This is a genomic window from Alcaligenes sp. CHO6 (genome assembly GCF_037120595.1).
In the GTDB taxonomy this organism is placed as follows: Bacteria; Pseudomonadota; Gammaproteobacteria; order Burkholderiales; family Burkholderiaceae_B; genus Alcaligenes; species Alcaligenes ammonioxydans.
Genome location: NZ_JBANCI010000001.1, coordinates 190,035 through 211,973 on the forward strand (window position 1 = coordinate 190,035; position 21,939 = coordinate 211,973).

The following is a 21,939-nucleotide window of genomic DNA, read 5'->3' on the forward strand; positions in this document are numbered from 1 at the left end:
TGCGGTTAAAATCACCACATCAATCGGGATTGAACCATCACCTATATGGCTATTAAATGTTAGATCTGAACCAATTACGCAAAGACTTGGAGCCGCTGGTACAGGGCTTGGCGAAACGTGGCGTGCAATTTGACACCGAGCGTTTCCAGCAGCTGGAAGCCCGCCGCAAAGCGGTGCAGGTGGAAACAGAAACTCTGCAGGCCGAGCGCAATGCACTGGCCAAACGTATTGGCCAGCTCAAGTCCAAGGGCGAAGACGCTAGCGAGGCATTGGCTCAATCCCAGCAAATCCCGGTGCGTTTGAAGCAGCTGGAGCAGGATCTGTCCCAAGTACAGGCCGAGCTGTCCTCCTGGTTCGCCACAATTCCCAACCTGCCGCACGAAAGCGTGCCGGTGGGCGAGTCCGAAGAAGACAACGTCGAAGTGCGCCGTTGGATTCCCGGCCCTAAAGATGAACAGGGCAAGCCCGCGCACATCACCTTTGAGCCGCGCGATCACGTGGATCTGGGTGAAAAGCTGGGCCTGGATTTTGAGTCGGCTCGTAAGCTGGCGGGTGCCCGTTTCATGGTCTTGCGTGGCCCTCTGGCCCGTTTGCACCGTGCGCTGGCTCAGTTCATGCTGGACACGCAAGTGCAAGAGCATGGTTACACCGAATGCTATACCCCCTACATCGTGAACGCCTCCACCTTGTACGGTACTGGCCAGCTGCCCAAGTTCAAGGATGATATGTTCTGGGTCACCAAGGGTGGTCAGGACAATGAGCCAGCCGATCCGGCCGAATCCAAGCCCGAAGACCTGTACTTGATCTCCACCTCCGAGATCAGTTTGACGGGCATGGTGCGCGACGAGATTCTGGCTGGTGATGCGTTGCCCATGCGTCTGACTGCTCACTCGCCTTGCTTCCGTTCGGAGGCCGGTAGCGGTGGCCGGGACACCCGCGGTGTGATTCGTCAGCACCAGTTCGACAAAGTAGAAATGGTGCAGATTGTCCACCCTGAAAAATCTTACGAGGCGCTGGAGGCTATGGTCGGCCACGCTGAACACGTGCTGCAGGCTCTGGAGCTGCCTTACCGTGTGGTGCAGCTCTGTACGGGCGACATGGGCTTTTCGGCGGCCAAAACCTATGATCTGGAGGTGTGGTTGCCCGCACAGGATACGTTCCGCGAGATTTCTTCGGTCTCGAACTGCGAAGCTTTCCAGGCTCGTCGCTTGCAAGCGCGTTTTCGTGCTGACAGCAAGGCTCGCCCCGAGTTTGTGCACACATTGAACGGGTCGGGTCTGGCGGTGGGACGCGCCTTGGTGGCGGTGCTGGAAAATCACCAGCAAGAAGATGGCAGCGTGATTGTGCCCAAGGTTCTGCGCCCCTACATGGGTGGTCTGGAACGTCTGGTGCCTGCGCAGTAAAGCGGCTGTCTTAAAAGAGAAAGGGCTGATGACCGTTGTGGTCCTCAGCCCTTTTTTATGCTTGGCTCCGTTCAGATGGGTCAGTCATCATCCCAGTAGCGCTCCTGATGCTTGCGCCAGCGTTTGTGAGCCCGCCGTTGTTCTTTGCGCCACTCTTTGCTGCCGCGTCCATACTCCACGTAGCCGGGACGATAGACGTAACGGGGTGGATGGTAAACCACTGGCGGGGGCGCGACATAAACCGGGCGCTCCACAACACGTGCGGGTGGGTAGAAGATGGGCCCATAACCAATCCCGGGAATACCAACATTGATGTCCACATTCACACCGCCCGCAAAGGCGGTGCTGGTGCTCAAGGCCATCAAACTGGCGAACAGTAGTTTTTTCATATGCTGCACCTCACGTGACTCTAGCTGCAGCGATTGTTGCCCGGATTTGCAGGCTCAAACGTTAGGCAAACCTGCCAAAGCACTTCCAAAAGCAACATGACTCGTATGAGCTATGCTCAGGATTTACCTTTCTTAACAACTATTTCCCCTGTCCGGATGGACAGGGGAGCCATGCAGTCGGGTCAGAAGGTGTGCCGTTCAACCTGACGGTGACGGACCGGGCGGCGATTGTGGTTCGCGTGCAGTTGTTGAGCGTGCGCGGAATCACTCTGTTTATGCAGATGCGGGGTCAGGCGAGTTTTACGCTGTGGGGGTTCCGCACGGGGCTTGGAGTTGATCTCCAGAAACCAGAGGCACAGGCCGGCCCAGAAAAATAGCGATAGGATATTGACCAGCCCACCTCGCAAGGAGGCGTAGCCCGTCGCTTCCGAGGCCTGGATACGAAGTACGTCTGACAGATATGGAACAGAGCCCAATGTCTCCACTACTAGACTGCCTGGAATTCGGAAAGCCCAGCGCAAGGTCTGGAGGATTTCATTCAGGCTGTACAGGCCATCGCCGTTGGCATCAATAATCCATTGGAAGGTTTGCATGACAATTCCTTTTATCAAGTCCAGTGTTTTGCACTGGAATTACAAGGACTGCCGGAGAAAAGGCAGGGCTGCGATGCATCAATGTGTGATTCCAATATAGGCCCGCCTACCAGAGCAAACAAGCAAAACAGTCGAAAATAAAGGGTAAACCCTTGATCAAAAAGAATACTTTGGGTTCTGAGGCAGGTTCCGCCGACTGACCGTGCGCGTGGAACGAGGCACTCTACACGGTTAGTGCTTGTCAAAACGCATTCTTTCATCTATATTTATGGGCTTGCTTGTAACCATATAAGCAATCGCGGACAGGTGGCAGAGTGGTCGAATGTACCTGACTCGAAATCAGGCGTACGTGCAAGCGTACCGTGGGTTCGAATCCCACCCTGTCCGCCACTTAGAATTTTAAAAGCCCTTGATTATTCAAGGGCTTTTTTGTTTTCTATTTGCCTTGTCGGTTTTGTTGGCCAGTTGCCTGTCATGTTGCGGCGTTAAAGTGGGAAACGTATGGCTGTCTGACGGGCAATTGCCTGCCGAAACGCGGGTTCTCCGTTCCGATTGGGCAGACATGACCTGTGTCGATGCCCACGTGAGCACAGATTACTCCGGTGTTACGGGGCTATCTGTCGCCCCGCGGGGTGGGCGCTCAGCTCGGACAAAACTCTCCTGACGTCTTGTCCGGCCATGCAGAGCGGCGAGTACACTTGAGGTTTCAGTTCTCTGTTGTCCATACTCACGAGGTATCTATGCTGAAAGGTAAAAAAGCGATCGTAACGGGATCGACCAGTGGTATTGGTCTGGCCATGGCCACCGAATTGGCAAAAGCAGGTGCGGATGTGGTGATCAACGGTTTTGGTCAGCCTGAAGATATCGAGCGCGAGCGCAGTTCTCTGGAGTCCAGATTCGGCATCCACGCCTATTATCTGAATGCGGACCTGAGTGACGCCCAGGCGACACGTGACTTTGTTGCCAAGGCCGCGCAAGCCCTGGGTGGCCTGGATATTCTGGTCAATAACGCTGGCATCCAGTACACAGCAACCATTGAGGACTTTCCTGTCGACAAATGGAACGCCATTATTGCGCTGAACCTGTCTGCTGTCTTTCATGGTACGGCTGCTGCCTTGCCCATCATGCAAAAGCAGGGGTGGGGACGTATCATCAATATCGCTTCGGCCCATGGTTTGGTGGCCTCGGTGAATAAGTCGGCGTATGTGGCGGCCAAGCATGGCGTTGTTGGGCTGACCAAAGTGACGGCGCTGGAAAATGCCGGCAAGGGCATTACGTGCAATGCGATTTGTCCCGGGTGGGTCCGCACACCGCTGGTGGAAAAGCAGATTGAGGCCATCAGTCAGCAAAAAGGCATGGATATTGAAGCCGCTGCTCGCGAGTTGCTGGCAGAGAAACAGCCTTCCCTGCAGTTTGTGACGCCCGAGCAATTGGGTGGGGCGGCGGTGTTCCTGTGTTCGGCTGCTGCAGATCAGATGACGGGGACGACGCTCAGCCTGGATGGTGGCTGGACGGCGCGCTAATCGCGGTCAGCGCGTTTTTTGTTCATGGCAGATAAAGGGGGCTCCCTTTATCTGTTTGGTTAGAAAGGATATAGGCGCATGTTGTTATTGCTCTCGCCAGCCAAGAAGCTGGATTACGATTCTCCTGTACGTACACAGCTGGAAACCCAACCCTTGTTTGTGGAGCAGGCGCAAGGCTTGATTGATATTTTGCGCACTCAGTCCGAAGAGGATATAGCGGGCCTGATGAAGCTGAGTGACGATCTGGCACGGCTGAACGTTCAGCGCTATCAGGAGTGGGAGCCCAAGTTTGACCGCTCCAACGCACGACAGGCTATTTTGGCGTTTAACGGCGATGTGTATGAGGGCTTGGCTGCCACGGATTTGTCGGACAAGGAACTCAAGTGGGCTCAGGATCACATCGTGATCTTGAGTGGGCTTTATGGAGCCTTGCGTCCTTTGGACTTGATGCGGCCCTATCGTTTGGAAATGGGCACTCGTTTGAGGAATCCCGGTGGTGCGAATTTGTACGCTTATTGGGGAAGCCGTATTGCCAATTATCTGAACGAGCGTCAGGAAGGTGATGCTGATCCTGTTGTCTTGAACCTTGCGTCGGAAGAGTATTTCAAGGCGGTGGATCAAAAATCCCTGCGAGCTCGCGTGGTGCAGTGTGTTTTCCAGGACGAGAAGAATGGCGTCTGGAAGATCATCAGTTTTTATGCCAAGAAAGCGCGTGGTTTGATGGCCCGCTTTGTGATTGATAATCGTGTTCAAACGGTAGAGGCTTTGAAGGCCTTTGATCGTGAAGGCTATGTGTTCCAGCCTGAGCTCTCCAGCGAGGACAAGCTGGTGTTTCGTCGCTCCGAGCAGGACGCCAAGGCTTGATGCGCAGATAGATTTATGGCTTGCGCCGTAGGGGCAGCTCGTTAGCGGATCAGCGGTGTTGCAGAGATGAAAAGGAAAGGCAAGGCCATGTATATTGCGCCTTGCCTTTTTCTTTTTAGTGCTGCGACCAGATGAGGGCTTCGCGCCCTATGCTCTTGTGCTTTGTGCTTTGTGCTTTGTGCTTTGTGCTTTGTGCTTTGTGCTTTGTGCTTTTGTTTATTCGGCTCTGACAGTGAGTTCCTTAGGTAAGCGGGGCATGGTCATCAAGCCCCTTGCTGGTTCAGCTCCTGCTTGCGCTCGGGTGGCAGCTGTGGGCCAGCACTGTATTCCAGCCCTCTCATATCCTGGCGAATCAACTGGGCTGCCTTGCTCATTTGACGGATTGGGTAGGCCAGCATGGCCAGTTCGCCTTCCGTTTCGATGGAGGCGGGCGGGTCTGCATCCTGATCGTTGATGAGTGCACCAATCGCATCCAGAGCGTTTTGGATGCCTGGCGGAATCTGGCTCAAATTAGCCAGAAGCGGGGCTGCGGCACTGATCTGCGAGGCCAGCACATGGTTCTGAATCAGCAGATTGTTCAGCAGGGACACATTGGCTTGTCGGCTGACAGGTTCGTCCATCATGCGATAGAAGGCCGAGGCAAAGTTGCTAAAGGCAATGTGAACATTCTTGTTCGCCACCTGCCAGGCGGTGTCGGCTTCCATCAAATCCAGATCCACCTGAGCTTTCTGAGCCTCTGTCATCGTGGGTTCGCCCGCTTTATCATTTCTGAGGTTCTGGTTGTGCAGACGACTCAGACGAGCGAACTCCAGACCGGCCCGCCAGAACTCTTTATTGGCGGCCAAGGCTGCGCGTGCCAGGCCCGTCATAGCCGTGGATTCCCAGTTCGGGAGCAAATAACTGGCCGCCATGGCAATGCCGCAACCGATCAGCGTATCGACCAGGCGCTCTCCAATAATGAAAGAGCCGCCTGTAGACAGGAACTGGAAGGACAGAATGACAAAAATGGTATTGAACAGGGCGGATAACAAGAAGTTCAATTGAACCAGACTGTTGCCAAGCAGATAGGCCAGCAACATGGCAATCAGATACAGCTCACGGTTATCGGTGAGCTTGAGCAGCAGAAAGGCCGCCGCACAGCCCAGTATCGTGCCAAACAGCCGCCAGCCATTACGTTGACGGGTGATGGCAAAGCCCGGTTTCATGATCACCAGAATTGTCAGGATGATCCAGTAACTGTGAGCGGTCAGGGCACTGACCAGGCCCAGTTCGCTTTGGAAGTGAGCGCTAAGTGCACCAATTCCCAGGGCCACGATGGAGGCGATGCTGACGCGTGCTGCATAGCGGAAGTGCGAGGACTTCAGCTTGAGATTACTGGTCAGCATGCCCAGACGCAGTTCTTCGCGCGACAGCATGCGGCTGAGTGATTTGTTCAGGTACTGGTCGACCGGAAGATTCTGGCTGGCTCTGTGTGACAGGCTGGCCATGCTGTCGACGATCCGGTTCAGGTTGCGCATGCGGCGCAGCACCTGGACTAACAGGGCATACGTTTCGGGGTCGGATTGAGACATGCCCTGACGTTTGTATTTCTCCAGCTCGTATTCCATGGCGCGGATTTCCGCTTTGACGCTGGAGCGACGGGTTGTGCGAGCGCTGCGTGAAACATTCATGGCGATGCGGCCAATATCCAGCGACAGCTTGTGCAAGCCGTCACGCGCAAAAACCATAAAATCGCTGTCGGAAAGCTGGCGGCGCAGGACGGTGTAGTCGGTGTAAGTGGCAACCAGCGAGTCCAGAATGCTGACCATGTTCAGAAAGATGGTCAGCAGCGCCTTGCGGTGATGATCTCCCCGCCCATGACCGCGTGGCAGTTCGCGCAGTACCACATCGCGGGCCGCCTGATGCTTTTCGGTCATATTGGATTGAAGGTTGATCAGCCGCCGATAGCAAGCGTCCAGATCCGAGCTGGAGTCATAGAACTGTGATCGGGCTTCCATGTACTCAGCGGTGGCAAACAGTGCAACAGCCAGAGTCTGACGTTCTTCCCGATACCAGAACAAGCGTCGAAACAGCGTGCTGAACAGATAATAGGACAGGCCGCCGGCAAACGAGTAAAGGGTGTGCGCCAGCACTTCATGAGGCTGCATGGGAAAGCGCATCGTCAAGGTCATCAGCAGCAGGGCAGCAAAACCGATCAGCCCGCCGCGGCGACCAAAGACAGAAAACATGCTGTACAGAAAGCAGAGCAAGGGGACGCACAGCACCAGCAGCAAAGGGGAACTGGAGGCTAAGCCGGTCAGGCCCACGGTGACCGTGCCCAAGGCAATACCGCCGAGCATTTCATTGTTGCGGTAGCGGCGCGGGCCGCCGGGTTGGTCAATGATGGCAACGCAGGTCGCGCCCATGGACGCAATGACCCCGATGTCATAGTGACCAAAAAACCGGCCCAAAATAATGACCGGCAGCAGTACCCCGATGGACTGGCGCAGTCCACCGAAAAAGTAGTGGCTATACAGGAATTGTTTTAATTGTGGAATGGGCGATGCCATAAAATACCCGGACAGCTCGTCATAGGTAGACAGTATATCGTTTTACGTATGCCCGCTTTAAGCCTGTTTTTTTGCACTTTACCAACAATCACAGTTGCTCGCTTTGTGCAGGCAAGGTAAAGTAACCAGGTGTTTTTGCTCCGTATCCGAGCAAATTGTAGCGAGGCACTGTTAACCGGGCCATCCGCCCGGTTTTTTGCGCCTAAAAACTTTGTTGCTGGCCGCGTCACAAGCGTGGGATGCCAGGACTTCCGTTTCAAGCTAACGCATACGTTTTTGTGTGCACGCACTGGGTGTCGAAGAGTGCAGGCCGGACGGTAATGTGTCTGGGTGGTGTGGTCCTGTGGACCATGAAGCGCCAGATCATGTTGCTGACATCGGTTCAAGCTCGGACCGTCGTGGTCGATCGATATTGCAGAGCAAGACTGAAAGGAAAACTCATGTCTGAATTAAATGGCGCAGATATTGTTGTGCGCACGCTCGCGGACGAAGGCGTAGAACACGTTTTCGGATACCCGGGTGGTGCCGTTCTCTATATTTACGACGCAATCTTCAAGCAGGACCGCTTCCAGCACATTCTTGTGCGTCATGAACAGGCCGCTGTTCATGCTGCGGATGCCTATTCTCGTTCGTCCCAGAAAGTTGGCGTGGCACTGGTAACCAGTGGCCCGGGCGTCACCAATGCCGTGACCGGTATTGCGACCGCGTACCTGGATTCCATTCCGATGGTCATCATCAGTGGTCAGGTCAGCACGCAGGCCATTGGCGAAGATGCTTTCCAGGAATGTGATGCCATTGGCATTACCCGTCCCTGCGTCAAGCACAACTTTCTGGTGCGCGATGTCCGTGATCTGGCCGATACCATTCGCAAGGCATTCTTTATTGCCACTACCGGCCGTCCAGGCCCCGTGCTGATTGATATCCCCAAAGATATTACGACCGCAACGTGCAAATACACGCCTAAGCGTGGCGAAGTCAAGATGCGCTCCTATGCGCCGGTGACCAAGGGCCATCAGGGGCAAATCAAAAAGGCTGTCCAGATTCTCAACAGCGCCGAGCGCCCGCTGATCTACGTGGGTGGTGGCGTGGTGCTGGGTAATGCAGAAAGCGAACTCAATGACCTGGTCAAGCTCAGTGGCGCACCCTGCACCACGACCTTGATGGGTCTGGGTGCCTATCCCGGCACGGCCGACCAGTACATCGGCATGCCCGGCATGCACGGTACCTATGAAGCCAACATGACCATGCAGCATTGCGACGTGCTGGTCGCTGTCGGTGCGCGGTTTGATGACCGCGTGATCGGCAATACCCGTCATTTCGGTCAGAATCCGCGCAAGATCATTCATATCGATATTGATCCTTCCGTGATCTCCAAGCGCGTGAAAGTGGATGTGCCGATTGTGGGCTGTGTCAAAGACGTGCTGACCGAGTTCAATGAGCTGTATGCGCAAAGCCGTCAGGAATCGCAGCACCAGCCTTCCCTGAACGACTGGTGGAAGCAGATCAATGTCTGGCGGGGCAAGAACTCGCTGGCCTACGCCAAGTCGGACGAACTGATCAAGCCGCAATTTGTGGTGGAATCCCTGTGGGAAGTGACGGGCGGCAACGCATTCGTGACTTCCGATGTGGGTCAGCACCAGATGTGGGCGGCGCAGTACTACAAATTCAATAAGCCTCGTCGCTGGATCAATTCCGGTGGCCTGGGCACGATGGGCGTGGGCTTGCCTTACGCAATGGGTGTGCAGATGGCCAATCCAGGCCAGGATGTTGCCGTCATCACCGGTGAAGGCTCCATCCAGATGAATATCCAGGAACTGTCTACGTGTAAACAGTACCGCTTGAGTCCCAAGATTCTTTGTCTGAACAATCGTTATCTGGGCATGGTGCGCCAGTGGCAACAGATCGATTACGGCTCGCGCTATTCCGAGTCCTACGTGGATGCATTGCCTGACTTTGTCAAACTGGTGGAAAGCTACGGTCACGTGGGTCTGGAAATCGACAAGCCAGCCGATGTGGTCCCTGCTATTCGCGAAGCCTTCACCACGCACAAAGACCGCCTGGTATTTCTGAACTTCATCACGGACCAAACCGAAAACGTGTTCCCGATGGTGAAAGCAGGCCGTGGCCTGACAGAAATGCTCTTGGGCCCTGACGATCTGTAAGGAGAGAATCATGAAACACGTCATTTCTATCCTTCTGGAAAACGAGCCCGGCGCACTGTCCCGTGTGGTTGGCCTGTTTTCGGCTCGTGGCTATAACATCGAGACCTTGACGGTTGCTCCTACCGAGGACGACACCCTGTCTCGCATGACCATCGTGACGCGAGGGGCGGACGACGTCATCGAGCAGATCACCAAGCACTTGAACCGTCTGGTTGACGTGGTCAAGGTGGTGGATCTGTCCGAAGGCCCTCACATCGAGCGTGAACTGATGCTCATCAAGGTGCGGGCTGTCGGCAAGGAACGTGAAGAGATGAAGCGCATGGCGGATATTTTCCGTGGCCGCATCATCGATGTGACGGACAAGACATACACCATCGAACTGACCGGTGTTCAAGACAAAATTGCTGCTTTCATTAATGCGCTGGATCGCACGGCCATTCTTGAAACAGTGCGCACCGGAGTCTCTGGTGTCAGCCGTGGCGAGCGTGTCTTAAAGCTGTAAGCCAAGGCTCTTTCAGGACAGAATGACCGCTTTTATTCAAGGGGCTGCCGTTCACGGCAGCGCCTTATAAAGGGTATGCACAGTCTGGTGCTGTGTAGACGCCGGTGTCCCCGTCCTGGAAGTAATGAGTCAAGGTCCTTTTTGTGCCGCTGCTGCATGAGCGGCCATTCTCGAATTGCTGTTTAAGCGAAATTATTAAATTTGGAGCACCTGAAATGAAAGTTTTCTACGACAAGGATTGTGATCTTTCCCTGATCAAAGGCAAGACCGTTGCCATCATCGGCTACGGTTCGCAAGGCCACGCCCACGCCCTGAACCTGCACGAGTCCGGCGTGAATGTGGTTGTGGGTCTGCGCAAAGGCGGCGCTTCCTGGAGCAAAGCCGAGAACGCTGGCCTGAAAGTTCAGGAAGTGGCCGAAGCCGTCAAGAGCGCTGACGTCGTCATGATCTTGTTGCCCGACGAAAACATTGCTGAGGTTTACCGCAACCAGGTTGCCGAGAACATCAAGCCTGGCGCCGCTCTGGCATTTGCTCACGGCTTTAACGTTCACTACGGCCAGGTTGTGCCCCGTGACGATATCGACGTCATCATGATTGCTCCCAAGGCTCCTGGTCACACGGTTCGTGGCACCTACAGCCAAGGCGGCGGCGTTCCTCACCTGATCGCTGTTTACCAGGACAAGACCGGCGCTGCTCGCGACGTGGCTCTGTCCTACGCATCGGCTAACGGCGGTGGTCGTGCCGGTATCATCGAAACCAACTTCCGCGAAGAAACCGAAACCGACTTGTTCGGTGAACAGGCTGTTCTGTGCGGCGGTGCGGTTGAGCTGATCAAAGCAGGCTTCGATACGCTGGTAGAAGCGGGTTACGCGCCTGAAATGGCTTACTTCGAGTGCTTGCACGAGCTCAAGCTGATCGTGGACCTGATCTACGAAGGCGGTATCGCCAACATGAACTACTCGATCTCCAACAACGCTGAATACGGCGAGTACGAGACCGGTCCGAAGATTGTTACCGAAGAAACCCGCAAGGCTATGCGCAAGTGCCTGGAAGACATCCAGACCGGCGTTTATGCCAAGAACTTCATCCTGGAAAACGCCGCTGGCGCTCCTACCTTGATCTCGCGTCGTCGTATCAATGCCGAATCGCAGATTGAGCAAGTGGGTAGCAAGCTGCGCTCCATGATGCCTTGGATTGCGGCCAACAAATTGGTCGATAAGTCCAAGAACTAAGTTTGATATCGGGGTAGGCGCCTAGTCTGCTCTGGTCTTGAACCTGAACCGGCTGATGTCTCGCGGCGTCAGCCGGTTTTTTTATTGCAGGACGCGTTGGGCGCGCAGCGCGGCTGCCCAGGCCAAGGGAGGCATACCCGCGTTGTGTCCTTGTCTTGTGGCTGTATTGATGACTGCGCGATAAAATGCAGTGCTCTTGCTGTGAGCATCGCGTCCTTGTCAGCATGCTGCGCAAGCGAGTTCGATAAAATCTACTCGTTCTTCGCGAACGCCCTGGTCGCAGGCCTCTCGGTCTTTTTTGCTTGTCCTGGCTTATATTTGCTTGAACTATTTGCGCTCTGTAGCCTTGTGGACAATGCTACATTCGAGTGTTCAGTCTTTAGCAACAACTCTTAAAGCATAAATTATGCCCAATTTGCTCAATGATGAAACCCGTCGTCGGCGTAGCATCTATCTTTTGCCCAACGCCTTTACCACCGCCAATTTGTTTGCGGGCTTTTATGCCGTTGTGCAAGCGATGAACGGTCGCTTTGAAGCGGCGGCCATCGCCATTTTCCTGGCCTTGGTGTTCGATGGGATGGATGGGCGGGTTGCTCGGCTGACCAATACGCAGTCTGCTTTTGGCGAGCAGTATGACTCCATGGCAGACATGATCTCTTTTGGTGCGGCTCCTGCGCTGGTCATGTATGTTTGGGCCATGCAGGGCTTGGGACGCTGGGGATGGTTGGCCGCCTTTATCTATGTGGCGGGTGGCGCCTTGCGTCTGGCTCGTTTCAACACCAATATTGAAGTGGTCGACAAGCGTTTCTTTCAAGGTTTACCCAGTCCGGCCGCCGCCGCGCTGGTAGCCGGTTTTGTCTGGCTGGCCGTGGACAATAAATTGTCGCTGCAAGTCAATGTGATCCCCTGGGTAGCCTTTGGTCTGACTATTTACGCCGGCCTGGCCATGGTATCCAATGCGCCGTTTTATAGCGGCAAGTCCTTTGCCATCAGCCGCAGCGTTCCATTTTGGGGCATGTTGCTGTTTGTGCTGGTCTTTGTATTTGTGTCGACCGATCCGCCCGTCTTTCTGTTTGGTCTGTTCTGCCTGTATGGGCTGTCGGGATGGTTTGTGATGGCCTGGCGTTGGCGTCGTGCCCGTGCCTTGGCGCGACTACGGCGTGGAAACAACTAAAGTTGTCGGCTTCAGTGGAGGCGCAAGGCGAAATGCTTAACGCTGATCCTGGTTTTTCGTTATAATCGTTTGCTTGCACGGGCCCGTTGGGCCGGTGTACTCAATTTCATTTTCAACACGTTAGGGCACCTCGGTCCTAACGCAAGTCTTAGAGGCTATATAAAATGGCAGTTGCAGATATCAAAAAAGTCGATATCGTTTCCGAGTTTCAGCGTAAACAAGGCGATACAGGCTCCCCAGAAGTGCAAGTGGCTTTGCTGACCGCTCGCATCAACGAATTGACCGGCCACTTCAAGGCTCACAACAAAGATCACCACTCCCGTCGTGGTCTGTTGCGCATGGTTAGCCGTCGTCGCAAATTGCTGGATTACCTGAAAGGTCGTAATCCAGACGCTTACCGTGCTTTGATCGAAAAACTCGGTCTGCGTAAGTGATACCGGGGCTGGCTCCCCGCTAAACAACCGTGCATTCGGCGAACTGGTTTCGCTGTGTGCACGGTTTTTTTATTGTAAGGATTCTCCTAATGTTCAATAAAGTCACCAAGTCTTTCCAGTACGGTGAGCACACCGTTGTGCTGGAAACCGGAGAAATCGCACGTCAGGCGTCAGGTGCCGTGCTGGTTTCCATCGAAGATACTGTTGTGCTGGCCACCGTTGTGGGCGCCAGCAAAGCGAAAGCCGGTCAGGACTTTTTTCCTTTGACCGTGGATTACGTTGAAAAAACCTACTCTGCCGGCAAAATTCCCGGTGGTTTTTTCAAGCGTGAAGGTCGTCAGTCCGAGCGCGAGATCCTGATCTCCCGCCTGATCGATCGCCCCTTGCGTCCTCTTTTCCCCGAGGGCTTCTACAACGAAGTTCAGGTCATCATTCACACCGTATCGGTCAACCCTGAAATTGACCCAGACATCGCTGCCATGATTGGCGCGTCCGCTGCTCTGGCCATCTCGGGTATTCCTTTCAATGGTCCGGTGGGCGCGGCGCGCGTTGGTTACATCGATGGTCAGTATGTGCTGAATCCATCGGCCACTCAGCTGAAGTCTTCGGATCTGGATCTGGTGGTTGCCGGTACCGAACAAGCTGTCTTGATGGTTGAGTCCGAAGCCAAGCAATTGTCTGAGGAAGTCATGCTGGGCGGTGTGGTGTTTGCTCATGAGCAAATGCAAGCTGCCATCAACTGCATTCATGAGTTGGTTGAGGAAGCAGGTAAGCCCGAGTGGGATTGGCAGCCGGCTGCTGTCAACGAAAGCCTATTGGCTTCGGTTAGCGCCGCTGCCGAGGAAGGTTTGAAGCAAGCGTATCAAACGCGTGAAAAACAGGCTCGCACGGAGCAGCTTCGCGCGGTATACGCCCACGCCAAAGAAACCGTTCTGGCTCAAGCAGAGGCTAACGGTCAGGAACAGCCTGACATGGTGGCTGTTGAAAACATGCTGTTTGATCTGGAAAGCAAGATTGTGCGCTCGCGCATCTTGAGTGGCGAGTCCCGTATTGACGGTCGCGATACCCGCACTGTTCGTCCTATCAGCATCCGTTTGGGCGTATTGCCTCGTGCTCACGGTAGCGCCTTGTTTACGCGTGGCGAAACCCAGGCTTTGGTGGTGACGACGCTGGGCACCAAGCAAGATGAGCAAATTATTGACTCGATCATGGGTGAGTACCGCGATCGCTTCATGATGCACTACAACATGCCTCCTTTCGCTACCGGCGAAGCCGGCCGTTTCGGTGCCCCCAAGCGTCGTGAGATTGGTCACGGTCGTCTGGCCAAACGTGCTCTGACCCCTTTGCTGCCAGCAGCTGAGGATTTCCAGTACTCCATCCGCGTGGTGTCCGAGATCACCGAATCCAACGGTTCGTCTTCTATGGCGTCCGTGTGCGGTGGCTCTCTGTCCATGATGGATGCGGGTGTTCCGGTGCAAGATCACGTGGCGGGTGTGGCCATGGGTCTGATCAAGGAAGGCAACAAGTTTGCCGTACTGACCGACATTCTGGGCGACGAGGATCACCTGGGTGATATGGACTTCAAGGTAGCCGGTACCGAGAAAGGTATTACTGCTTTGCAGATGGACATCAAGATCCAGGGCATTACCAAGGAAATCATGCAGGTTGCATTGGCTCAGGCCCATGAAGGCCGTATGCACATCCTGGGCAAGATGAAAGAGTCCATCGACGGTTCCCGTACCGAGATGTCCGAATTTGCTCCTCGCATGTTGACCGTGAAGATCAACCCCGAGAAGATTCGTGACGTGATTGGTAAGGGTGGTGCCACCATCCGCGCTCTGACCGAAGAGACGGGCACGCAGATCGATATTTCGGACGACGGTACGATTACCATCGCCAGCGCTGATCTGGACAAGGCTCGCGAAGCGGAGCGTCGTATCAAAGAACTGACGGCTGAAGTTGAAGTGGGTCAGGAATACGAAGGCCCAGTGATGCGCTTGCTGGATTTTGGTGCGATCGTTCAGGTTCTGCCAGGTCGTGACGGTTTGCTGCATATCTCTGAGATTGCCAACTACCGTATTGCCAATATCAATGACGTACTGAAAGTCGGCCAGATTGTGAAGGTCAAGATCATTGAGGCTGATGAGAAAGGTCGTCTGCGTCTCTCGATCAAGGCTATTGGTGGCATTGAAGCTCAAGGCGGCCCGGCTGCTCCTGCTGCTTCTTGATAGCGTCTGCTGTTTGATGAAAGAAAAACCCGCTTAAAGGCGGGTTTTTTTGTGCCCGGCCATCTGTAAGACAGAACAAAGGCAGCACGTGCTGTGCAGTGCCGGAAGTCTGGGTGACTACACTATTTATGCAGTAGCAGTAGCAGTAGCAGTAGCAGTGGCAGTTAGTGGGAGGTTGCTGGTGGCATCCCTGCTTTTTGTTGTGCCTGTGTTGCATGGGGCTTAGCAGGGGCCAGCCTTGGTGTGTACGATGCGGGTAGGGGAGGACATTGGGGGTGAGCGGCTGCTGCTTGAAGTAGTGCCTGCTAAGTGCCTGCATCGCAGGCTTGGCTTTCGGCCGGGAGTCGACATAAAAAAACCCGCTTTAGGGCGGGTTTTTTATGACTGGACAGAGGCTATGAGCGAATAAAAACGGATGCTTTTATCGCGGGCGAAGATATCCGCCACTATCGAGAATATATGGTGCATCCAGCCGGAATCGAACCGGCACGATCAAGGATCGAGGGATTTTAAGTCCCTTGCGTCTACCAATTCCGCCATGGATGCAGCGGGAGTTGATGGCGGAAGCGGTGAGATTCGAACTCACGGATGGGTTACCCCATCGCCGGTTTTCAAGACCGGTCCATTCAACCGCTCTGGCACGCTTCCTATCAATCGCACTTTTACTGGACGCATACTAGTGCCTTTAAGCACCGCGGCCAGGAAAGCCTTAAAGTGTAACGTATAAATTCGCCAACGTCATGGAAATAATCGGTTTTCCTCTACGAAGCCGGGCACCTGTAGCGGCGCATATGATAGATTGCAGCAGGTATGGTGGCCGCATGGTGTTTTCTATCCGGGCCGCGATAAGCAAATAGTAGAGATATCACAGGGAGCAGGCATGCGAGCAGTGGAAATTACCGAGTTTGGAAAACCAGAAGTATTGCGAATTGGCGAGCGACCGATGCCGCAGGCGGGTGCCGGGGAGGTATTGGTCAAGGTGTTGGCGGCGGGTGTCAATCGGCCTGATGTGTTGCAACGTGCCGGCGCCTATCCGCCACCTGCTGGGGCTTCTGATATTCCAGGGCTTGAAGTAGCGGGTGAAATCGTGTCCGGCGATCTGCAGGGTAGTGAGTTCAAGATAGGTGATCGGGTGTGTGCGCTGGTAAGCGGTGGCGGCTATGCCGAGTACTGCGTGGTCCCGGTAGAGCAGTGTTTGCCGGTGCCCGCCGGCTTCAGTGTGCTGGAGGCGGCCGGTTTGCCCGAGACCTTTTTTACAGTCTGGAGCAATGTATTTGAGCGTGGGCAGTTAAGCGCAGGCGAAACCTTGCTGGTTCACGGTGGAGCAAGTGGTATTGGAACCACCGCCATTCAGCTTGCTGTGGCGCTAGGGCATAAGGTTTATGCCACGGCGGGCAGCGATGAGCGTGTGCAAGCCATCAATCGTCTCGGCGGAATTGGTATCAACTACAAAACACAGGTTTACGAAGAAGTCATTAAAGGCAAAACAGAAGGCCGTGGCGTAGATGTGATTTTGGATATGGTCGCCGGTGACTATATCAATCGCGATCTGGCTTGCTTGGCGGACGATGGCCGCATCGTCATTATTGCGATGTTGGGTGGCGTGAAGGCGACCATTAATTGTGGTGAGATTTTGCGCCGACGCCTGACGATTACCGGCTCTACCCTGCGTTCTCGGCCCGTTACGTTCAAGGCCCAGTTGGCGCGGGCCCTGAGGACGCATGTCTGGCCTTTGCTCGAGGCCGGGCGGGTACGACCGTTGATTCACGCTACTTTCCCCCTGGAGAAAGCCAGTGAGGCGCACGCCATGATGGAGGCGGGTGAGCAGGTTGGCAAGATCATTCTTGTTCCCTAAAAGCAGCAAAGGGTGGCACGGCCACCCGTTTTCTAGCGCTGAAGAAAGGAATTTTCAGCTAAAGATGCGCGTAAAGGATTGGCTCGCGCTACAATAGCCGGTTAGCTGCGCCTTGATTTGTAGGCGTTGGTGTAACTTTCTGACTGGCATCAAGGGAGCAATGAGCGTACATTCTTCGCGTAAACGACTGGTTGCGGGCAATTGGAAATTAAATGGCTCGCTTGATGGCAACAGCCGTCTGCTGCAAGAACTGCTTGTTCGGCCTGAGATGCAGGCAGAGTGTGATGTGCTTGTATGCGTTCCTTACGTGTATTTGCCTCAGGCGGTGAGTATCCTGAAAGGATCGGCTATTGCTGTCGGTGCTCAGGATGTGAGTGTTCATGCCAAGGGAGCTTACACCGGGGAAGTTTCGGCAGCGATGCTGGCCGATATCGGTTGCCGCTGGGTCATTGTCGGGCATTCTGAGCGTCGGCAGTATCATCAGGAAAGTAGCGCTCAGGTTGCGGCCAAGGTGTTGGCTGCCTTGGATGCGGGCGTGACGCCGATAGTCTGTGTTGGTGAGCAGTTAGCTGATCGCCAGGCAGGGCAGGAGGTCTGCGTGGTACAGGACCAGCTCGAACCGATTAAAGCGCTGGGCGCGCAGATCGTGTCTCGTCTGGTGTTGGCTTATGAGCCCGTGTGGGCTATTGGCACGGGTCTGACGGCTTCGCCGCAGCAAGCGCAGCAAATGCACCAACAGATTCGTGCCTATATGGAATCGGATCAGGTGCGCATTTTGTATGGTGGCAGTGTGAAGGCTGATAACGCCGCTGAGCTATTTGCCATGCCGGATATTGATGGTGCCTTGGTGGGTGGTGCATCTTTGGATGCGCAAGAATTTTTACGTATTGTGGCCGCTTAAAGGGTCTGGAGTCTTTAAATGCAAGATTGGATGTCTTCCGTTCTGATGGCGGTGCAGGTTATCTCCTCGCTGTTGATTATTGGTCTGGTTCTGTTGCAGCAGGGTAAGGGCGCAGATATGGGATCTGCTTTTGGTGGTGGTTCCGCAGGTAGCGTTTTTGGCGCTGCGGGTGCGGCCAACTTCCTGTCGCGTATGACCAAATGGGCGGCTATCGTCTTTTTTGCTTCTACTGGCGGTTTGGCATGGGTGGCTCACCATCCTGCGCAAAAGGCAGACGCAGGTGTGATGCAAGGTTACGAATCCTCTGTGCCGGGTGCGGCTCCAACGGGGGCAGCGTCAGTTCCAGCGCCCGCGCCTGCAGCGTCCGTACCGGCAGCTGTGCCTCCAGCAGCTTCGGAAAGTCAGGAAGTACCCGCGACTCCTGCGGCAAAGTAAATGCGACTGGCTTGTGAGCATTTGGTCTCTCTATATAAGAGGCTGGAAAGATCACAAGGCAGTTTGAAAAGTAAGCAGACAAAGCCCGCCCTCAAGGCGGGCTTTGTTGTTTATGGCTGATTGTGTGAAATATGCCCCAGTACCGGCTTTTTTAAGTGTTTTAGGCTGTTTTGTGCTGACAGTCTCACTTTTATCGTGCTAATATCGCTGTCTTGATTGCTTGCCGACGTGGTGGAATTGGTAGACACGCTATCTTGAGGGGGTAGTGGCGAAAGCTGTACGAGTTCGAGTCTCGTCGTCGGCACCAAACAAAAAGCTGTGCGCTTGTGCGGCTTTGAAATAAAACCTGATCCTGAAAAGGACAGGTTTTTTTTTGCTTTTTTTGACGCCAGGCTGTCGGTGCGGTGGGGGTGAGGGTGTGGAATGTGGAGCGATTTGGACTCGTCTCACCGCTTTCCTGGCTCATTTGATAGCGGTCAGGCTGGCCCTCGTAAAAATTCCCGCATTATGGAAAAGCTGAAAACCCGATGTCTTGGATGGAGGCTTTGCTGGAGAGGTGATGGGGGCGTGGGTGGGTGGTTGCGCTTTCTGGCGGGGTCGGCTCTATTTTGTCAGAATCCAGTATTGGCGATGCATTGCTGTAAGGACTTAAAGCAAGTTCTTAAGATGATTTCCGGCTTAGCCCGCTAATTGTCGCCTTCACTCAAAGCGGCCAGGAAAGCCTCTTTAAACAGGTTTTTGTTGTGTATAGCCAACAGCCTGTGCACAAAGATTCACGTTTCCGAAGGCTTTCGTAGTCAAGCGACGGGAATTTTGATGCAATAACGTTAACTTCCCATCGCGGAGTTAGAAAGAGCAGCAGCACTGTTGTAGTTGGGCTGCTCTGATTTACTCAAATCTACGGAGATTTCTTACATGAAAAAGACTCTGCTCGCTGCTGCTCTGATGGCCGGCTTCGCTGGCGTCGCACACGCAGAAACGTCTGTCACCCTGTACGGTATTCTGGACGGTGGTATCGGTTACCAGAAGTTCAAAGGTGTTGATTCTTATGCTTCTAACCGTGATGGTATGGAGTCTATCAGCCAGAAGAAAACCGGCATGATCAATGGCATCCAGTCCGGCAACCGTTGGGGCCTGAAGGGTTCTGAAGATCTGGGTGATGGCCTGCGTGCTGTGTTCGTTCTGGAAAGCGGTTTCGATCTGGGTACCGGTACCCACAAGCAAGGTGACCGTCTGTTCGGTCGTCAAGCCACTTTGGGTCTGGCTGGTGACAGCTGGGGTCAACTGGACTTCGGTCGTCAAACTAACATCGCCTCCAAGTACCTGCCAGGCGTAGCCGATCCATTCGGCGGTGGTTTCGACCAAGCTAACATCGGTGCTGCTTTCACAGCTGCTAACACCGTTCGTTACGACAACATGGTCATGTACCAAACCCCTAACTTCTCCGGCTTCCAGTTCGGCGTTGGTTACTCCTTCAACACCAATGGTCCTGAAGAGTACAAGATCACCAACAGCGTAAGCCCTGAAGATGGTCTGGAGCGCAACCAGCGCGGTATCACTACCGGTCTGCGTTACGCTAACGGCCCTATCGGTGTTGCTCTGACATACGATCAGTACAAGACTCGTGAAAACCGCGCTGCAGTTGGTGCTCCTGTGACTGGCGGCGACACTGTCAAGTCCTGGAACATCGGCGGTAGCTACGACTTTGAAGTTGTGAAAGCTCACTTGGCTTTCGGTCAAACTCGTGACGGTCTGTTCGAAGCTCAGTCCTTCAGCGGTGTTGGCATTGACACCAGCAACCTGAAAGGCCTGAAAGTTAACACCTACCTGGTCGGCTTGTCCGCTCCAGTTGGTGCCGGTACTGTGATGGGTTCCTGGACGATGGCTGATCCTCGTTCGGCTCCAGACGCATTGGCTAACACCGGTGCTTCGTGGGAAATGAAGAAACAGCACACTTTCAGCCTGGGTTACAGCCACCCACTGAGCAAGCGCACCAACGTGTACGCAATTGGTTCCTACGCCAAGAACGTTCACTTCTTGCCAGACGGCAAGTCGACTCTGGTCGGCGTTGGTCTGCGTCACCAGTTCTAATCGTTTCGCGTAGCATGTCTACGCGTTGCGAAGGGCAGGTCTTAGGACTTGCCTGAACTGCAGAAGTAAAAAAAGCCATCCTTCGGGATGGCTTTTTTATTGCTGGTTTGTAGGAGGGTGCGCGCATGGGAAGTCGGTTGCCGGCTGCGGTAGGTTTGAGCTGCGGCTGCGAGTTTGGATGTGTGGAAGGATATGCGTAGACGGCAGGTTTTGGGCTGGCCGAAAGCTTTAGGTGTGCATGCCGGGCTATATCGGGCTTGAGTGTATTTTGTGCTGGATGTTGGAGTGGAGCTTTTGGGGCCGACAGGCATCTGCTGTGTTTTTCTTGCTTACAAATTAATAAGGAAAATTTGTTTTCTAATGCCTAATTGCTGACATTTTCCTTACAAAACGGAGTAAGATGGGTAATCATGATCTTAAATCGCAACCCTTAATAGAATAAATAATCAATAGTTGAAGGGTTTTTGGTCAGGTAGCTGACAGTTTTTGCGGCGTGGGTGCAACACCCGCGCATAGATGTAATGCTTTGGGGTTATCCCCCAAAACTGTGCTCTCAAAATGCTACAATCCAAGAGTTTATTTACTGCGATTGGATGCTTTGCATGAACCTGCAAGAGTACTTTCCCGTTTTGCTATTTATCATCGTTGCCACTGGGATTGGCCTGGCGCTACTTTTGGTCGGTCGAGTGCTCGGTCCCAACCGGCCCGATGCTGAAAAGCTCTCTCCTTACGAATGCGGTTTTGAAGCATTCGGCGATTCGCGCATGAAGGTGGATATCCGTTACTACCTGATCGCGATTCTGTTCATCATGTTCGATCTGGAAATCGCTTTTCTGTTTCCCTGGGCCATGGCCAATGGAACAGTAGGCCTGGTTGGTTTCTGGACCGTTATGGCGTTTCTGGCCGTTTTGACGGTCGGTTTTATCTACGAATGGAAAAAAGGCGCTCTGGACTGGGAGTAACCCATCCACAGAGAACCCGCCTGAGGGTTTTCGCGTCTGCTGCTGGGCATAAGGGGCACGAGGATGCGTCTTGATGACAGCGGGTTTGGTCAGCAACAGGACAGGCCGGGTCTTCCCTGGCTCTGATCCGGCAAAAGGCAACTACTATGGCTATCGACGGCATTCTCAAAGAAGGTTTTGTGACGACCAGTGCAGACAAGTTTCTGAACTGGGCAAAAACAGGGTCTATGTGGCCCATGACATTTGGTCTGGCCTGTTGTGCAGTGGAAATGATGCACGCTGGTGCGGCTCGTTATGACCTGGACCAATTTGGCATTATTTTCCGTCCCAGCCCACGTCAGTCTGACTTGATGATTGTGGCGGGTACCCTGTGCAACAAGATGGCGCCTGCCTTGCGCAAGGTGTACGACCAGATGGCCGAGCCACGCTGGGTCGTATCCATGGGCTCCTGTGCCAATGGTGGCGGCTACTACCACTACTCCTATTCGGTTGTGCGCGGTTGTGATCGCATCGTTCCGGTGGACGTGTATGTGCCGGGCTGTCCTCCGACCGCTGAAGCCTTGGTTTACGGCTTGCTGCAAATGCAGAACAAGATCCGCTTGACCAATACCATCGCACGCTGAACGGTTAGAACAGGCTAAA

General features: G+C 54.2%; 18 protein-coding genes and 4 tRNA genes. 17 read left to right on the forward strand and 5 right to left on the reverse strand.

Annotation, left to right across the window (positions count from 1 at the left end; translation table 11 throughout):
• Nucleotides 1-56: 56 nt before the first annotated feature.
• On the forward strand, nt 57-1,403 hold the full coding sequence (gene serS / locus V6936_RS00870) for a serine--tRNA ligase (RefSeq protein ID WP_003801090.1): 1,347 nt from the start codon (nt 57-59) through the stop codon (nt 1,401-1,403).
• A gap of 80 nt (nt 1,404-1,483) precedes the next feature.
• Here serS and V6936_RS00875 read toward each other — a convergent pair whose 3' ends face one another.
• Both V6936_RS00875 and V6936_RS00880 read right to left on the reverse strand, forming a co-directional pair.
• Nucleotides 1,484-1,792, reverse strand: a complete 309-nt coding sequence (locus tag V6936_RS00875; RefSeq protein WP_003801088.1) for a hypothetical protein — start codon at nt 1,790-1,792, stop codon at nt 1,484-1,486.
• A gap of 182 nt (nt 1,793-1,974) precedes the next feature.
• Nucleotides 1,975-2,385: a hypothetical protein gene (locus V6936_RS00880; RefSeq protein ID WP_003801086.1), complete on the reverse strand. Its 411-nt coding sequence runs from the start codon at nt 2,383-2,385 to the stop codon at nt 1,975-1,977.
• Between the two features lie 300 nt (nt 2,386-2,685).
• Between V6936_RS00880 and V6936_RS00885 the strand changes: the two genes are divergently transcribed.
• The 3 genes from V6936_RS00885 (at nt 2,686) to yaaA (ending at nt 4,772) form a co-directional block, all read left to right on the forward strand.
• Nucleotides 2,686-2,775: transfer RNA gene (locus V6936_RS00885), tRNA-Ser, on the forward strand.
• A gap of 350 nt (nt 2,776-3,125) precedes the next feature.
• Complete coding sequence (locus V6936_RS00890; RefSeq protein ID WP_003801083.1) at nt 3,126-3,908, forward strand: 3-hydroxybutyrate dehydrogenase; 783 nt, start codon at nt 3,126-3,128, stop codon at nt 3,906-3,908.
• 78 nt (nt 3,909-3,986) lie between these two features.
• Nucleotides 3,987-4,772 carry a peroxide stress protein YaaA gene (gene yaaA / locus V6936_RS00895; protein ID WP_131070748.1) on the forward strand — a complete coding sequence of 262 codons (786 nt, stop codon included), beginning with the start codon at nt 3,987-3,989 and terminating at the stop codon, nt 4,770-4,772.
• Between the two features lie 263 nt (nt 4,773-5,035).
• On the opposite strand, the gene V6936_RS00900 is transcribed toward yaaA, so the two are convergent.
• A complete protein-coding gene (locus V6936_RS00900) occupies nt 5,036-7,321 on the reverse strand; it encodes an FUSC family protein (protein ID WP_003801079.1) in 2,286 nt (761 codons plus the stop codon).
• Between the two features lie 440 nt (nt 7,322-7,761).
• Between V6936_RS00900 and ilvB the strand changes: the two genes are divergently transcribed.
• From ilvB to pnp, 6 genes are all read left to right on the forward strand, one after another.
• Entirely contained in the window at nt 7,762-9,483 is a 1,722-nt protein-coding gene (gene ilvB, locus V6936_RS00905; RefSeq protein WP_003801077.1) for a biosynthetic-type acetolactate synthase large subunit, read from the forward strand.
• 10 nt (nt 9,484-9,493) lie between these two features.
• Nucleotides 9,494-9,985 carry an acetolactate synthase small subunit gene (ilvN, locus tag V6936_RS00910; protein ID WP_003801075.1) on the forward strand — a complete coding sequence of 164 codons (492 nt, stop codon included), beginning with the start codon at nt 9,494-9,496 and terminating at the stop codon, nt 9,983-9,985.
• Between the two features lie 215 nt (nt 9,986-10,200).
• The gene (ilvC, locus tag V6936_RS00915) at nt 10,201-11,217 is read left to right on the forward strand and encodes a ketol-acid reductoisomerase (RefSeq protein WP_003801073.1); all 1,017 of its coding nucleotides are present in this window, start codon (nt 10,201-10,203) and stop codon (nt 11,215-11,217) included.
• A gap of 406 nt (nt 11,218-11,623) precedes the next feature.
• Entirely contained in the window at nt 11,624-12,391 is a 768-nt protein-coding gene (gene pssA / locus V6936_RS00920) for a CDP-diacylglycerol--serine O-phosphatidyltransferase (protein WP_003801070.1), read from the forward strand.
• A gap of 164 nt (nt 12,392-12,555) precedes the next feature.
• Complete coding sequence (gene rpsO, locus V6936_RS00925) at nt 12,556-12,825, forward strand: 30S ribosomal protein S15 (RefSeq protein WP_003801068.1); 270 nt, start codon at nt 12,556-12,558, stop codon at nt 12,823-12,825.
• An 89-nt stretch (nt 12,826-12,914) separates the two neighbouring features.
• Nucleotides 12,915-15,053, forward strand: a complete 2,139-nt coding sequence (gene pnp, locus V6936_RS00930; protein ID WP_003801066.1) for a polyribonucleotide nucleotidyltransferase — start codon at nt 12,915-12,917, stop codon at nt 15,051-15,053.
• 460 nt (nt 15,054-15,513) lie between these two features.
• On the opposite strand, the gene V6936_RS00935 is transcribed toward pnp, so the two are convergent.
• Together V6936_RS00935 and V6936_RS00940 are read right to left on the reverse strand one after the other, a co-directional pair.
• A tRNA-Leu gene (locus tag V6936_RS00935) sits at nt 15,514-15,599 on the reverse strand.
• Between the two features lie 12 nt (nt 15,600-15,611).
• Nucleotides 15,612-15,701 (reverse strand) — tRNA-Ser (locus V6936_RS00940).
• Nucleotides 15,702-15,933: 232 nt separating this feature from the next.
• Here V6936_RS00940 and V6936_RS00945 point away from each other — a divergent pair.
• The 7 genes from V6936_RS00945 to V6936_RS00975 all read left to right on the forward strand — a co-directional run bounded on the left by V6936_RS00945 (nt 15,934) and on the right by V6936_RS00975 (nt 21,920).
• Nucleotides 15,934-16,908 carry an NAD(P)H-quinone oxidoreductase gene (locus tag V6936_RS00945; protein ID WP_003801065.1) on the forward strand — a complete coding sequence of 325 codons (975 nt, stop codon included), beginning with the start codon at nt 15,934-15,936 and terminating at the stop codon, nt 16,906-16,908.
• A gap of 160 nt (nt 16,909-17,068) precedes the next feature.
• Nucleotides 17,069-17,809 carry a triose-phosphate isomerase gene (gene tpiA, locus V6936_RS00950; protein ID WP_003801064.1) on the forward strand — a complete coding sequence of 247 codons (741 nt, stop codon included), beginning with the start codon at nt 17,069-17,071 and terminating at the stop codon, nt 17,807-17,809.
• Nucleotides 17,810-17,827: 18 nt separating this feature from the next.
• Nucleotides 17,828-18,244, forward strand: a complete 417-nt coding sequence (gene secG / locus V6936_RS00955) for a preprotein translocase subunit SecG (protein WP_003801063.1) — start codon at nt 17,828-17,830, stop codon at nt 18,242-18,244.
• Between the two features lie 222 nt (nt 18,245-18,466).
• Nucleotides 18,467-18,551: transfer RNA gene (locus V6936_RS00960), tRNA-Leu, on the forward strand.
• A gap of 608 nt (nt 18,552-19,159) precedes the next feature.
• On the forward strand, nt 19,160-20,335 hold the full coding sequence (locus V6936_RS00965; RefSeq protein ID WP_059318018.1) for a porin: 1,176 nt from the start codon (nt 19,160-19,162) through the stop codon (nt 20,333-20,335).
• Nucleotides 20,336-20,937: 602 nt separating this feature from the next.
• Nucleotides 20,938-21,297 (forward strand): NADH-quinone oxidoreductase subunit A, encoded by a 360-nt coding sequence (locus V6936_RS00970; RefSeq protein ID WP_003801061.1) that lies wholly within the window; start codon nt 20,938-20,940, stop codon nt 21,295-21,297.
• A 146-nt stretch (nt 21,298-21,443) separates the two neighbouring features.
• On the forward strand, nt 21,444-21,920 hold the full coding sequence (locus V6936_RS00975; protein ID WP_003801059.1) for a NuoB/complex I 20 kDa subunit family protein: 477 nt from the start codon (nt 21,444-21,446) through the stop codon (nt 21,918-21,920).
• Nucleotides 21,921-21,939 lie beyond the last annotated feature (19 nt).